Raw genomic sequence first — 13,771 nt, 5'->3', positions numbered from 1 at the left:
CGTCGCGGGGGCCTGCGGCGCCGCACCTGGCGCGACGGGGCAATCGGCGACGTCCGGGCGAGCGGTCGGCGACCGGCCGGACCACGATCCCTTCGCCCGGCTTCGCGGACCATGGCCTGGCTCGGCGTTGGATCGCGTGAGCCATGCCTTCGGTGATCCCACCTCAGGCGATCACGCTCCGGGACCCCGCCCGGCTGCGGCCCCCATGCTCCGGTGGGTGGGCCCTGTCGCCCGGGCGCCCCGGCAGGCCCTCACCGCGCCCGAAGCCCAAGTGGCTCCAGCACCCGCTGCATCCGCTCGATCTCCGCGGGGATCAGCGACGCGAATTCCTCGGGCGTCGTGCCAACCGGAACGAGCGCGAATTCCTCCACCCTTTCCCGCATGGGCGAGGCCGCCATGGCGGCCACCGCGTCGTCGCGCACCTTCCGCAGGATGGAAGGCGGGGTCGCGGCCGGCGCGACCAGGCCGAACCAGGCGACCGCCTCGAAGCCGGGGAAGCCGCTCTCCGCCAGCGTGGGCACGGCGGGCAGGAGCGGTGCGCGGTCGCGCGACGTGACGGCGATCGTCCGCAGCTCGCCCTCGCGGATCCGGCGCATGAGTCCTGGTCCGCTGCCGATCATGACCTGCACGCGGCCCTGCGCCATGTCGGTCAGCATCTGGCCCTCATTCGCGTAGGGGATCGCGGTGATGTCGACACCGGCCGCCTGCTTCAGCATCTCCATCCCCAGATGGGTCGAGAAGCCCAGGCCCGAATGCGCATAGGCGAGCTGCCCCGGCCTCGCCCTGGCCAGCGCCACCAGCTCGGCCACCGAGTGCACCGGCCCGCCCGGCTGCACGACCAGCAGGTTCCGGGTGCGGACGAGCAGGCTGATGGGCGAGAGGTCGCGTCGCGGGTCGTAGGGGATGGGCGGGTCCATGCTGACCCGCACGACCATGGCGCCGTCGCCCGTCAGGCCGAGCGTGTACCCATCGGGCGCGGCCTTTGCGACGCGATCGACGCCGATCGTCGCCGAGGCGCCAGGCAGGTTCTGGACCAGCACGGGCTGCGCCCAGGTTGTCGAGAGCCGCTCGGCCAGCATCCGCCCCAGGATGTCCGGCGAGGCCCCCGCGGCGAAGGGCACGATCAGGGTGACGGGCCGTTCCGGCCATGCCGCGAGCACCGGATGAGCCGTCAGGACGGCAAGCACGACAAGAAGAGCGCGCATGCGGCAACCCCGGCAGGTGTTTCGTTGTAACTCTTCACGTCGCCGATCCGGACCGGCAAGCCTTGATCCGGCCGGCGGGATCACGCATTCGCGGGCGCCGATTCGCCGCGTCGCCGCAACGCATTTCGATCCGTGGCCGGTCCGCAATGCGATGTGCGGCGCGCCCGTCCTGCCGGTCGCGAGGCGGGTTCTCCCCGGGACACTGCCCATGCGGAGGCCCGGCGCCCGCGCGCCGCTTGCGCTTGCCGCCGATCCCTGCTGCCCTGGCGACAAGGCGCCACGGCGCGGGAGGAACCATCCATGGCGACGGGAGCAACCCGGCGCGCCATCGTCATCGGCGGCTCGGTCGGCGGGCTCTTCGCCGCCAACCTGCTGCTGCGCCGCGGCTGGGACGTCACGGTGCATGAGCGGGCGAGGCAGGGGCTGGAATCGCGCGGCACCGGCATCGCCCACCATGCCGAGACGGAGGCCATCATGGCCCTGGCCGGGGTGCGGGACGAGAACCCGCCCGGCGTCCACGTCCCTGGCCGCTGCGCCGTGGATGCAAGCGGCGCCGTGGTGGCGCGCGAGGCCTATCCGCAATACGTCACCGCCTGGGGGCGGATCTTCAACCCGCTCCGCGCCGCCTTCCCCGCCGAACGCTACCAGGCCGGGCAGGAGCTGGCCGGGCTGGCGCAGGATGCCGAGGGCGTCACCGCGCACTTCGCCGATGGCCGCAGCGCCCGGGCCGATCTGCTGGTCGGCGCCGACGGGCTGCGCTCCGCCGTCCGCGCCGCCGTCGCGCCCGCCGCGCAGCCGCTCTATGCCGGCTATGTCGGCTGGCGCGGGCTGCTCGAGGAGGCGGAATTCTCCCCTGCCTTCGCCCCCGTCTTCACCCAGTTCACCTTCGGCTTCCCCGGCAAGGGCGAGTTCATCGGCTACCCCGTGCCGGGCGCCGGCGACAGCGTGGCGCCCGGCCGGCGGCGCTACAATTTCCTCTGGTACTACCCGGTCGATGCCGGGGCGGCGCTGGACGACCTGCTGACCGATGCCGCCGGCCACCGGCACGCCCTCTCCATCCCGCCGGCGCTGATCCGGCCGCGGCACATCGCCGCGCTGCAGGCCGATGCCGCTGCCCGCCTGCCCGCCCCCTATGCCGAGGCGCCGCTGCGCGCCCGGCAATTCCTCGTCCAGCCGATCTTCGACCTGGACTCCCCCGCGCTCGGCTTCGGCCGGGTGGCGCTGCTCGGCGATGCCGGCTTCGTGGCGCGGCCGCATGTCGGCGTCGGCGTGCTGAAGGCGGCCGAGGATGCGCGGGCGCTGGCCGAGGCGCTCGAGGCCGAGCCCGACATCCCCGCCGCGCTGCGGCGCTACGGCGCCGCCCGCATCCCGCCCTCGCGCGCCGCCGTCGCGGTCAGCCGGCATCTCGGCGCCTTCATCGAGCGGCGGCTGCCGCGGCCGGAGGCGGACCCCTCGCTCGGCCTGACCCTGCCGGGGCTGCTGGCGCTGAGCGGCCGGCCGGTCGCCGACCCCGCCGCCTGGGTAAGGCACGCCGATGCGCATTGACCGCCGGCGGCGGCCCCCGCATCGTTGCCGCAAGCCGCGGGCCCAACGACGCGGCAGGCCGCCGTTAGGCACAGGCAGGGAGCGACCGGAATGCCGGACCTCGACCGCATGGGCGTGACCGAGGAGGCCCTGGCGCAGATCGCGCGCATGCCCGATCCGCGGCAGCGCGAGATCACGGCCGCCGCCATCCGCCACCTGCACGACTTCGCCCGCGAGGTGGAGCTGAAGCCGGAGGAATGGCTGGCCGGCATCGGCTTCCTCACCGCCGTCGGCCAGGCCTGCACCCCCTACCGGCAGGAGTTCATCCTGCTCTCCGACGTGCTCGGCCTCTCCCGCCTCGTCAACCTGATGCACGATGCCGAGGGGCGCGAGGCGGCGGGCACCGAGACCAGCCTGCTCGGCCCCTTCTTCCGCGAGCAGGCGCCGGAATTCGCCGCCGGCGAGAGCATCGCCGTGCATGCGACGGGCGGCGAGCCGCTGGCCCTGTTCGGCCAGGTGACGGATGCCGAGGGGCAGCCGGTCGCCGGCGCCGGGATCGATATCTGGCAGACCGACGCGACCGGCCTCTATGACCTGCAGGCCAACGAGCCGGAGGTGATGGACCTGCGCGGGCGCTTCCGCACCGATGCGGCGGGGCGCTTCGACATGCGCACGGTCAAGCCCATCGGCTATTCCATCCCGATGGACGGGCCGGTCGGGCGCCTGGTGCGGCAGCAGAACCGGCACGGCATGCGGCCGGCGCATATCCACATCCTGGTGCAGGCGCCGGGCTACCGCGAGCTGGTGACCGCGCTCTATCTCGGCGACGATCCCCATATCGACAGCGACACCGTCTTCGGCGTCTCCCGCTCGCTGGTGGTGACGCCGCGGCGCGGCCTGCCCGGCGCGCCGGAGCCCGATATCGCCGCCATCCGCTACGATTTCCGCCTGTCGCGCCTGGCCGAGGGCGAGACGGGCGGCCGGGTCGGCGCCGATCCGTCGCGGATCCTGCCGGCGGCGGAGTAGGCGGGCATGACGACGGACCGGTCCCCGACCGGTCCGAGGCCCCGAACGGGGCCCGCCGCACCTGCGGCGAAGCCGGGCAGACCGGAGGTCTGCGCCCGGCGTCTGAGGGCAGAGCAAAAGGAATCGCCCAACCGCCCGCAGAACAGGCGGAGGGCAGCGGGGAGGAGAGGACGATGAGCGAGTTGACCCGCCGCGGCCTGGGGCGCGCGGCCCTGGCCGGGGCGCTGACGACGGCGGTTGCCCCCTGGGCCGCCCCCTGGCCGGCCCTGGCCCAGGGCGTCAACCCGATCCGCATCGGCTGCTCCATGTCGCTCTCGGGCGGGCTGGCGGCGAACGGCCGCTCGGCGCAGCTCGCGCAGCGCATCTGGGCGGAGGACGTGAACGCCAGGGGCGGGCTGCTCGGCCGGCCGGTGCAGCTCGTCAGCTACGACGACCAGTCGAACCCGGCCAATGTCCCGGCCCTCTTCACCAAGCTGATCGACGTGGACAAGGTCGATCTCGTCACCTCGCCCTATGCCACCGCGATGATCGCGCCCTCCATGCCGGTCGTGATGCAGCGCGGCATGTGCTACGTGGCGCTGTTCGGCGCCGGGGTGAACGAGCGGCTGAAATACGACCGCTACTTCTCGATGAACGTCACCGGGGACGACATCAAGGGCCACTACGCCCGCGGCTTCCTCGAATGCACGAAGATGCTGCCGAACCCGGTGCGCAGCCTCTCCATCCTCGCCGTCGACAACGACTTCGCCCAGCGCGCCGCCGAGAGCGTGCGGGGCATGGCGCGCGAATACGGGCTGCGCATCGTCTACGACCGCTCCTACCCGCCGAGCACGGTGGACTTCACGCCGACCATCCGCGCCATCCAGGCGCAGCGGCCGGACGTGGTGTTCTTCGCCTCCTACCCGCCGGATTCCAACGGCATCCTGCGCGCGGTCAGCGAGCTGAAGCTGAGCGCGGCGCTGCTCGGCGGCGGCATGGTGGGGCCGCAGATCGCCGCCGTGCAGGCGCAGCTCGGCCCGATCCTGAACAACCTGGTGACCTGGGACGTCTACTCGCCCGAGCCCACCATGCAATTCCCCGGCGTGGTCGAGTTCCAGGAGAAGTACCGCGCCCGGGCGCCGGCCGAGCAGACCGATGTCCTGGGCAACTACCTGCAGCCCTACGCCTATGCGCAGATGCAGGTGATCGCGCAATCCCTCGCCCGGGTCGGCAGGATCGACCAGGAAGCGCTGGCGAAGGACATGCACGCCAACGGCTTCGAGACCATCGTCGGCCCGGTGCGGTTCAGCGCCCTCGGCGAATGGGCGGAGCCGCGCAACCTCTTCGTGCAGTTCCAGAACATCGCCGATGGCGACCTCGAGAAGTACAAGAAGCCGGGCACCAAGGTGATCCTCTACCCGCCGGCGCTGAAATCCGGCACGCTGAGATCCCCCTACGGCGCCCCGGCCTGAGCCCGGCATGGACCCGACCCTCTCGCTGCTGCTGAACGGCATCGTCAGCGGGTTGCTGCTCGGCGGCCTCTACGCCGCCGCCGCCTCCGGCCTCGCCGTCTCCTTCGGCATGCTCGACATCGTCAACATCGCGCATCCGGCGCTGATGGTGGCGGCCGGCATGGCGGTGGTGCTGGTCGGCACCGCGCTCGGGCTCGACCCGCTGCTGGTCGCGGTGCTGCAGGCGCCGCTCTTCTACCTGCTCGGCACCCTGCTCTACCGCGCCTACCACCACTTCTTCGAGCGGCGCGGCGACGAGGCGCTGCAGGGCCTCGCCTTCTTCTTCGGCGTCATGTTCATCGTCGAGGTCGGGCTGGTGCTGCTGCTCGGGCCGGAGCAGCGCTTCCTCGACCCGGACTACGCCTTCGTCACCTGGCGGCTGGGCGAGATCGACGTCCCGCTGCGCATGCTGGCGCCGGCGCTGCTGGCCCTGGCCGCCATCGCCGCGCTCTGGGTCTTCCTCAGGCGCAGCTTCACCGGCCTCGCCGTCGCCGCCGTCGCCCAGGACCCGGAGGCGCTGCGGCTGATGGCGGTGGACCCGGTGCGGATCAAGCGCATCGCCTTCGGCCTCTCCATCGCGCTCGCCTCCATCGCCGGCGGCGCGCTGGTGGTGGTGCAGCCGATCGAGCCCGGCTCGCACCAGGTCTTCATCGGCCGGGTCTTCGCCATCTGCATCATGGGCGGCATGGCGAGCCTGCCCGGCTGCGTGCTCGCCGCCTTCCTCTTCGGCGTGGTGGAGAACCTGACGGCGAGCTTCTACGGCCCCTCCTGGTCGCCGGCCGTCGCCTTCGGCTGGCTGCTGCTGGTGCTCGCCTTCCGGCCGCAGGGCCTGTTCGGGAGGCTGGCATGAGCGCGACCGCCCTGCCCGCGCCGGCGGCGCCGCCGGCGCGGCGGCACCTCTCCTACTGGCTCGGCGCCACGCTGCTGGCGCTCGCGCTGCTCGTCCTGCTGCGGCTGATCGGCAACGAGTATGGCTGGTATGCCGGCTATTTCGTGTTGCAGTACGTGGTGCTGGCCGCCGCCTGGAACATCCTCGGCGGCTATGCGGGCTACGTGAATTTCGGCGCCGCCGGCTTCATGGCGACCGGCACCTACACCGCCGTGGTGCTGTACGAGGCGCTCGGCCTCGGCGTCCTCCCCGGCATCCTCGGCGCGGCGGTGGTGGCCGGGCTGCTCGGCCTCGGCACCGGCTATCTCACCCTGCGGCTGCGCGGCGTCTATTTCTCCATCGCCACCCTCTGCCTCGCGGTGGTGCTACAGACGCTGGTGGTGAACTGGGACTATGTCGGCGGCTCGCGCGGCGCCTATGTGATCCGGCCGATGACGGTGCCGGGCTTCGTCAGCTATGGCGAGTACATCTTCGCCGTCATGCTGGCGCTCGCCGTCCTCGCCACCGGCATCGGGCGGACGGTGGAGCTGTCGCGGCTCGGCCGCGGCTTGCAGGCGATCCGCGACAACGAGCGGGCGGCGGAGGCGGTCGGCGTGCCGACCCTGCGGCTGAAGCTGATCGCCACCACCCTCTCCGGCGCGCTGATGGGCGTGGCCGGCGCCCCCCTGCCCTTCTATGCCGGCTACGTGAATCCCGACGGCGCCTTCAACCTCGCCTATGCGGTGAACACCATCGCCATGCCGCTGATCGGCGGCGCCGGCACCTGGCTCGGCCCGGTGATCGGGGCGGTGCTGCTGGCGACGCTGCAGCAGGCGGCGACGGTGACCATCTCCTCGGCGCTCAACCTCTGGATCACCGGCTGGATGCTGGTGCTGTTCGTGGCGCTCGCCCCGCGCGGCATCCTCGGCTGGTTCCGCAAGCGATGAGGGGGTGCCGATGAGCGGGGGCGAGGTGCTGCTCCGCGCCGAGGGGGTCGGCAAGCGCTTCGGCGGCTTCGTCGCCCTGCAGGGCATCGACCTGGAATTGCGCGCCGGCGAGCGGCTGGGGCTGATCGGCCCCAACGGCTCCGGCAAGAGCACCTTCGTCAACTGCCTCAGCGGCGATTTCGCGGCGCATGACGGGCGGGTGACGCTGGCCGGCCAGCCGCTCGCCGGCCTCAAGCCGCATCGCCGCGCCCGGCTCGGCCTCGCCCGCACCTTCCAGCTGCCGCAGCCCTTCGCCAGCCTCTCGGTGCTGGAGAATGTCCGCGTGCCGCTGCTCTTCGGCGGCGAGGCGGCGGCGGCGACGCCGCGCGCCCTCGAATGCCTGGAGGAGGTGGAGCTGGCCGGCAAGGCCGCGCGCCTGCCGCGGGAGCTGACCCAGGTGGAGCAGCGCCGGCTGGAGCTGGCCCGCGCCATCGCCCTGCGGCCGCGGCTGCTGATCGCCGACGAGGCGATGGCCGGCCTCTCGCATGCCGAGGTGGACCAGATCCTGGCGCTGCTGCTGCGGCTGAATGCCGCCGGCACCGCGGTGATCATGATCGAGCACATCATGCGGGCGGTGACCGAGTTCTCCGAGCGGCTGCTGGTCTTCGTCGCCGGCCGCAAGATCGCCGAGGGCGCGCCGCGCGCGGTGCTCGCCCTGCCGGAGGTGGAGGATGCCTATCTTGGCCGGCAGTAGCGCGCTCGAGCTGCGCGGCGTCTCGGCCGGCTACGGCGCGGTGCGGGTGCTGGAGGATGTCTCCCTCACCGTGCCGGCCGGCGAGACCGTGGTGCTGCTCGGGACCAACGGCAACGGCAAGACCACGCTGATGCGCAGCATCATGGGCCAGGTGCGGCCGAGCGCCGGGCAGGTGCGGGCGGTGCTGGACGGCGTGGCGGTGGAGCTCGGCGGCCTCTCGCCGGAGCAGGTGGTGGCGCAGGGCATCGTGCTGGTGCCGGAGGGGCGAAGGCTGTTCCCGCGCCTCTCGGTCGAGCAGAATCTCCGCCTCGGCGCCTACCGCAGCGAGGCGCGGGCGCGGCTCGGGGAGAACCTCGCCCTCTGCTTCGAGCTGTTCCCCCGCCTCGCCGAGCGCCGCACCCAGCTCGTCGGCAGCATGAGCGGCGGCGAGCAGCAGATGGTGGCGCTCGGCCGGGCGGTGATGTCGGCGCCGCGCATCCTGCTGGTGGACGAGCCCTCGGTCGGCCTGGCGCCGATCCTGGTGGCGCGCACCATGGAGATGATCGCCGAGATGAAGGCGCGGCTCGGGCTGACCGTGCTGATGGCCGAGCAGAATTTCCACCAGGCGGTGCGCATCGCCGACCGCGGCTATGTCATCGTGCATGGGCGGATGGTGTTCGAGGGAGGCTCGGCGGCGGCGTTGCAGGACAACGAGCTGGTCAGGAAGGTGTATCTGGGGCTGTAACCGCCCATCGGGGCTCCGCCCCGAACCCCGCGAAGGGGGCGAAGCCCCCCTTCGAGACCCCACGGCAGAGAATTGAGATCAACGGACCGGGCGCTTGACCGGTCCGAGGCCCCGAACGGGGCCCGCGCCCAGTGGCGCGAAGCCAAGGTTTGCGGAGCAAACCGCCCGGCGTCTGAGGGGGAGGTTGATGGGCACCATCAACCTCCGTCGGCATCAAGCACCGCCAGCGCGTGCTCGGCGATCATGCGCTCCTCGTCCGTGTGGCGGACCAGCACCCGCACCGGCGCGCCCGCCACCGAGATCTCCGGCGCATGCGCCGCGTTGCGCGCCGCATCCAGCCGGATGCCGAGGAAGCCCAGCCCCTCGCAGATGCGCGCCCGGACGCCGGCGGCGTTCTCGCCGATGCCGGCGGTGAAGACCAGCGCATCGATCCCGCCGAGCGTCGCGGCCAGCGCGCCGATCTCCCGCCGCACCCGGAAGGCGAAATGCGCCAGCGCGCCCTCCGCAGCCGCGGTGCCGGCCGCCTCGATCTGCCGCACATCCTGCGAGACGCCGGAGAGGCCCTTCAGCCCGCTGTCGCGGTAGAGCAGATCGCTCACCTCGGCCGTCGTCATGTCCAGCGCGTCGATCAGGTGCAGCACCAGGCCGGGATCGATCTGGCCGCAGCGCGTGCCCATCGGGATGCCGTCCAGCGCCGTGAAGCCCATGGTGCTGCCGCGGCTCTCGCCGCCCGCGATGGCGCAGAGCGAGGCGCCGTTGCCGAGATGCCCGACCACCAGCCGCCCGGCGCCGAGCGCCGGGTCCTCCGCCGCCAGCAGCCGGGCGATGTATTCGTAGGACAGGCCGTGGAAGCCGTAGCGGCGCAACCCCTGCTCGTAGAAACGGGGCGGCAGGGCGAAGGTCTCGGCCACCCAGCCCTGGCTGCGGTGGAAGGCGGTGTCGAAGCAGGCGATCTGCGGCACGCCGGGGAAATGCTTCGTCGCCGCCCGGATGCCGGCGAGGTTGTGCGGCTGGTGCAGCGGCGCGAGGGAGACGAGGCGCTCGAGCGCCGCCAGCACCCCGGCATCGACGCGCACCGGCGCGGCGAATTCCGTGCCGCCATGCACCACGCGATGGCCGATGGCGAGGATGGGCTGGCCATGCAGCGAGGCCTCGATCCCGCGCACCACGGTGGTGACGGCCTCGGCGACGCTCGCCGGCGCCTCCGCCCCCGCCCAGCGCCGCTCGGCCAGCACCGCGCCGGCGGCATCGCGGGCGATCAGCCGCGGCGTGGCGCCGATGCCCTCCACCTGGCCGGTGAAGCGCGGCTCCGGCCCGGTTCCGGTGGCGCGGAAGCCGGCGAATTTCAGCGAGGAGGAGCCGGCATTCAGGACCAGGACGATACCACGCATCTCCGTCTCCCCACCGCGGCGGCGCAGCATAGGGCGCCCGGCGGCGCGCCACGACCCCGGATCGGGCCGGGCGCCCGGATCAGCCCAGGCGGGAGAGGCCGCGGAGAAGGCCGTGCAGGCCGCCGCCGAAGGCGTTCAACGCGGCCAGGATGGCGATGACGATGCCGGTGGCGAGCACGGCGTATTCGGTGGCGGCCACCGCCTCACGGCTGGTCAGGCTACGGGCGGCGGCGAAGAGGCGGTGGACCATGGCGCATCCATCTGTCCCGGGATCAGCGGCGAGGGCCTGCGGCCCGGCTTGCGGTTCGAACCATAACGGCATCATGACGATTATGCAATATAAATGAGATGGTTCTCGGCAAATGCGCCGCGCCCCGCCGCGCCGCCCCCGCGGGCAGGTCTCTCGATTTCCGTCTTTGTCTCGATATCGGATCATATCGCCATCGGGCATTCCCCCCATTGCCTGGAGGGCCGGCCGGGGCGAGGCTGCCGCCCGCGAATCGCGGCCTGCGGGCCGCCGGGGGAAAGGGAGTCCGGGCATGCAGGGGACACGACGCGCCGTCTTGGCGATGGGGCCGGCGCTGAGCCTGGCCGGCGCCTGGCGCGGCCGGGCCGCGGCCCAGGGCGCGCCGGCGCTGCGCCTCGGCATCCTCGGCGACCTCTCCGGCCCCTATCGCGATCTCTCGGGCCTCGGCACCCTCGCCTGCGTGCGCCAGGCGGTGGCCGATCTCGCCGCGGCCGGCACGCCGCTGCAGGTCGAGATCCTGCACGCCGACCACCAGCACAAGGCCGATATCGGCGCCGGCATCGCCCGCCAGTGGTACGACCGCGAGGGGGTGGACGCGATCCTCGAGGTGAACAACTCGGCCATCGCGCTGGCCGTCGCCGACCTGGCGCGGGAGAAGGACAAGGTCTTCCTCGCCACCGGCCCGGCCACGGCCGATCTGCACGGCGCGCGCTGCAGCCCGAACCATGTGCACTGGACCTACGACACCTGGATGCTGGCGCATGGCGCCGGCACCGCCACGGTGAAGGCGGGCGGCGACAGCTGGTTCTTCCTCACCGCCGACTACGCCTTCGGCCATGCCCTGCAGCGCGACACCGCGCAGGCGGTGGAGGCGGCGGGCGGCAAGGTGCTGGGCCAGACGCGCTACCCCTTCCCGCAGACCACCGACTATTCCTCCTTCCTGCTGCAGGCCCAGGCCTCGCGCGCCAAGGTGCTCGGCCTCGCCAATGCCGGCACGGACACGGTGAACAGCGTCAAGCAGGCGCATGAATTCGGCCTGACCCGCAAGATGAAGCTGGTCGGGCTGCTCTGCCTGCTCGGCGATGTCCGCGCCATGGGGGCCGAGGCGGCGCAGGGGCTGCTGACGACCGAGCCCTTCTACTGGGACCTCAACGACCGCACCCGCGCCTTCACCCGCCGCGTGCTGCCGCAGATGCCGACCGGCCTCTATCCCAGCACCAACCATGCCGGCGCCTATTCGGCGGTGCTGCACTACCTGAAGACCGCGCATGCCATGGGGCCGGCCGCGGCGAAGGACTCGGGCCGCGCCACCATCGCGCGGATGAAGGCGCTGCCGACCGATGACGACTGCTTCGGCCCGGGGCGGGTGCGCGAGGATGGACGGAAGATCCATCCGGTCTATCTCTTCGAGGTGAAGCCGCCGGCCGAGGTGAAGACGGAATGGGATCTCTACCGGCTGGCCGGGACGATCGAGGCCGAGCAGGCGATGCGGCCGCTGAGCGAGGGCGGCTGCCCGCTGGTCCGGGGGTGAGCCGGGCCGCCGCCGGATCCTCCGCCGGCACGGGCATGGGCACGGGCACGGGGCCGATCCTCGGCCTCGATCAGGTCGTGCTCGCGGTCGCCGATCTCGCCCCGGCGGCGGCGGCCTATGCGACCCTGTTCGGGCGCCCCTGCGAGGGGCGCGGCACGGCCGAGGGGCTGGACCGGGCCAGCTTCCGCCTCGCCAACACGCGCCTCGTCCTCGCCGCGCCGCAAGGGATTGCGGCGGGCGAGGCGGCCGCCTTCGCCCGGCACCTCGCCCCGCCCGCGCCCGGCCAGGGGGCGGGACCGCACGGCGCGCTCGGCGGCCTCGGCTTCGCGGTGGCCGAGACCGGGGCGGCGCTCCGGCTGCTGGAGCGGCGCGGCCTGCCCGCCGCGGGCCCGGCCCGGCCCTGGCTGGGGCGCCCGGCCGTGCCGCTCGACCCGGCGGCGGCCCGTGGCCTGCACCTGCTGCTGACCGAGCCGGACCCCGATCCGCCGGCAGGCCCGGTGCGGCTGGACCATCTGGTGATCCGCAGCGGCGATCCGGAGCGCACGCTCGCCCTGCTCGCCGGCCGGCTCGGCCTCGAGCTGCGGCTCGACCGCAGCAACCCCGCCTGGGGCACGCGGCTGCTCTTCTTCCGCTGCGGCGACACGGTGCTCGAGGTCTCGCACGCCCTGGCGGAGGGCGTCACCGCCGCGCCCGACACCGCCTGGGGCCTCACCTGGCGGGTGCCGGAGGTGGCGGCCGAGCATGCCCGGCTCGCCGCCGCCGGGCTCGCCGTCTCGCCGCTGCGGCCGGGGCGCAAGCCCGGCACGCGGATCTTCACCCTGCGCGAGCCCGCCCTCGGGGTGCCGACCGCCGTCATCGGCGCCTGAGCCGCGCGCCCTGGGGCGGATGGCCTTCGCGCCCCACCGCGACCTGCTCCGGCCCGTGGCGGGGCCGGCGCGGCAGGCCATCGCCGGCATCCGTGCTATGCTGCCTCCCGGCGCCAAGACCAAGACGTGCATCCGGGCCAGGCCGGGCTGCCGCGGCGCCATCTTGTCCGGGAGGAACCAGGTGTCCGCATCACCCATCACCCGCCGCACGGCGCTCGGGACCGCGCTCGGCGCCATGGCGCTCGCCGCCCCGGCGCTCGGCCAGGGGCGCTTCCCCAACCGCCCCGTCCGCTTCCTCATCCCCTGGGCCCCGGGCGGCAATCTCGACGGCTTCATCCGCCTGCAGGCGGAGCTGTTCCAGCAGGACACCGGCCAGACGCTGGTGATCGAGAACCGGCCCGGCGCCCGCGGCACGCTGGCGGCGCAATACCTGCTGACCCAGGCGAAGCCGGATGGCTACACGCTGGCGCACCACCATCTCTCGGTGATCCGCCACCCCTTCCTCACCCAGCGGCCGACCTGGGACCCGGTGGACGACTTCACCTACGTGATGCAGCAGACCGGCTTCGTCTTCGGCCATGTGGTGCACCCGGCCTCGGGCTGGACCAGCCTCGCCGACCTCTTCGCCGAGGCGCGCCGGCGGCCGGGCGAGCTCACCTACGGCACCTCCGGCATCGCCACCTCCAACCACCTCGCCATGGAGGAGCTGTGCGAGAAGGAGGGGGTGCAGATGGTGCACGTGCCCTATCGCGGCACCTCGGAGAACATCACCGCGACGCTGGCGCGGCAGCTCGACTGCATCGCCAATTCCAACTCCTGGGCGCCGGTGGTGGAGGCGAAGCAGCTCCGCCTGCTCGCGGTCTGGACCAAGGACCGGCTGCGCAGCTTCCCCGAGGTGCCGACGCTGACCGAGCTCGGCTACGGCATGGTGGTGACCTCGCCCTATGGCATCGCCGGGCCGAAGGGCATGGACCCGGAGCTCACCGAGGCGCTGCACCAGATCTTCCGCAAGACCCAGAGCCATCCGCGGGTGCAGGAGTTCATGGCAGCGAACGACATGCCGGACGAGTATCTCGGCCCCGCCGACTACACCGCCTTCGCCCGCGAGCGGGCCGTCTACGAGAAGCGGATGGTGACGCGGCTGAAGCTGTCGATCGATTAGAGCGAATCCTGTCCGGATGACCTCATCCGGACAGGTGACGATGCCCGTAAGAACAAA

Annotated in this window: 13 protein-coding genes; 10 read left to right on the top strand and 3 right to left on the bottom strand. The window is 72.9% G+C overall.

Annotated features, from left to right (window positions below; translation table 11 throughout):
* Positions 1–251 precede the first annotated feature (251 nt).
* Positions 252–1,205 carry a Bug family tripartite tricarboxylate transporter substrate binding protein gene (locus DOO78_RS18470; RefSeq protein ID WP_165838969.1) on the bottom strand — a complete coding sequence of 318 codons (954 nt, stop codon included), beginning with the start codon at positions 1,203–1,205 and terminating at the stop codon, positions 252–254.
* Between the two features lie 300 nt (positions 1,206–1,505).
* Here DOO78_RS18470 and DOO78_RS18465 point away from each other — a divergent pair, with 300 nt between their 5' ends.
* From DOO78_RS18465 to DOO78_RS18435, 7 genes are all read left to right on the top strand, one after another.
* Positions 1,506–2,750, top strand: a complete 1,245-nt coding sequence (locus DOO78_RS18465) for an FAD binding domain-containing protein (protein WP_111471343.1) — start codon at positions 1,506–1,508, stop codon at positions 2,748–2,750.
* Positions 2,751–2,840: 90 nt separating this feature from the next.
* A complete protein-coding gene (locus DOO78_RS18460; protein ID WP_111471342.1) occupies positions 2,841–3,755 on the top strand; it encodes a dioxygenase family protein in 915 nt (304 codons plus the stop codon).
* 173 nt (positions 3,756–3,928) lie between these two features.
* The gene (locus tag DOO78_RS18455) at positions 3,929–5,206 is read left to right on the top strand and encodes an amino acid ABC transporter substrate-binding protein (RefSeq protein ID WP_111471341.1); all 1,278 of its coding nucleotides are present in this window, start codon (positions 3,929–3,931) and stop codon (positions 5,204–5,206) included.
* Between the two features lie 7 nt (positions 5,207–5,213).
* A complete protein-coding gene (locus tag DOO78_RS18450) occupies positions 5,214–6,095 on the top strand; it encodes a branched-chain amino acid ABC transporter permease (RefSeq protein ID WP_111471340.1) in 882 nt (293 codons plus the stop codon).
* Entirely contained in the window at positions 6,092–7,060 is a 969-nt protein-coding gene (locus tag DOO78_RS18445) for a branched-chain amino acid ABC transporter permease (RefSeq protein ID WP_111471339.1), read from the top strand. Before DOO78_RS18450 ends, DOO78_RS18445 begins: the two co-directional genes overlap by 4 nt.
* 10 nt (positions 7,061–7,070) lie before the next feature.
* Positions 7,071–7,793 carry an ABC transporter ATP-binding protein gene (locus DOO78_RS18440; protein WP_111471338.1) on the top strand — a complete coding sequence of 241 codons (723 nt, stop codon included), beginning with the start codon at positions 7,071–7,073 and terminating at the stop codon, positions 7,791–7,793.
* On the top strand, positions 7,780–8,517 hold the full coding sequence (locus tag DOO78_RS18435) for an ABC transporter ATP-binding protein (RefSeq protein WP_243634598.1): 738 nt from the start codon (positions 7,780–7,782) through the stop codon (positions 8,515–8,517). Before DOO78_RS18440 ends, DOO78_RS18435 begins: the two co-directional genes overlap by 14 nt.
* 197 nt (positions 8,518–8,714) lie before the next feature.
* On the opposite strand, the gene DOO78_RS18430 is transcribed toward DOO78_RS18435, so the two are convergent.
* Both DOO78_RS18430 and DOO78_RS26990 read right to left on the bottom strand, forming a co-directional pair.
* Positions 8,715–9,908 (bottom strand): acetate/propionate family kinase, encoded by a 1,194-nt coding sequence (locus DOO78_RS18430; RefSeq protein ID WP_111471336.1) that lies wholly within the window; start codon positions 9,906–9,908, stop codon positions 8,715–8,717.
* Positions 9,909–9,987: 79 nt separating this feature from the next.
* The gene (locus tag DOO78_RS26990; RefSeq protein WP_123060037.1) at positions 9,988–10,158 is read right to left on the bottom strand and encodes a Flp family type IVb pilin; all 171 of its coding nucleotides are present in this window, start codon (positions 10,156–10,158) and stop codon (positions 9,988–9,990) included.
* 289 nt (positions 10,159–10,447) lie between these two features.
* Here DOO78_RS26990 and DOO78_RS18425 point away from each other — a divergent pair, with 289 nt between their 5' ends.
* From DOO78_RS18425 to DOO78_RS18415, 3 genes are all read left to right on the top strand, one after another.
* Complete coding sequence (locus DOO78_RS18425) at positions 10,448–11,686, top strand: ABC transporter substrate-binding protein (protein WP_111471335.1); 1,239 nt, start codon at positions 10,448–10,450, stop codon at positions 11,684–11,686.
* 35 nt (positions 11,687–11,721) lie between these two features.
* Complete coding sequence (locus DOO78_RS18420; RefSeq protein WP_165838968.1) at positions 11,722–12,552, top strand: VOC family protein; 831 nt, start codon at positions 11,722–11,724, stop codon at positions 12,550–12,552.
* 181 nt (positions 12,553–12,733) lie between these two features.
* Positions 12,734–13,714, top strand: coding sequence for a Bug family tripartite tricarboxylate transporter substrate binding protein (locus DOO78_RS18415; protein WP_243634597.1), 981 nt, complete (start codon positions 12,734–12,736; stop codon positions 13,712–13,714).
* Positions 13,715–13,771: the final 57 nt, after the last annotated feature.

Origin of the sequence: Roseicella frigidaeris, assembly GCF_003258945.1 — a bacterium.
Classification (GTDB): Bacteria; Pseudomonadota; Alphaproteobacteria; order Acetobacterales; family Acetobacteraceae; genus Paracraurococcus; species Paracraurococcus frigidaeris.
The sequence above is the reverse complement of the archived record's forward strand: the minus strand, read 5'-3'. Positions and strand labels throughout refer to the sequence as shown.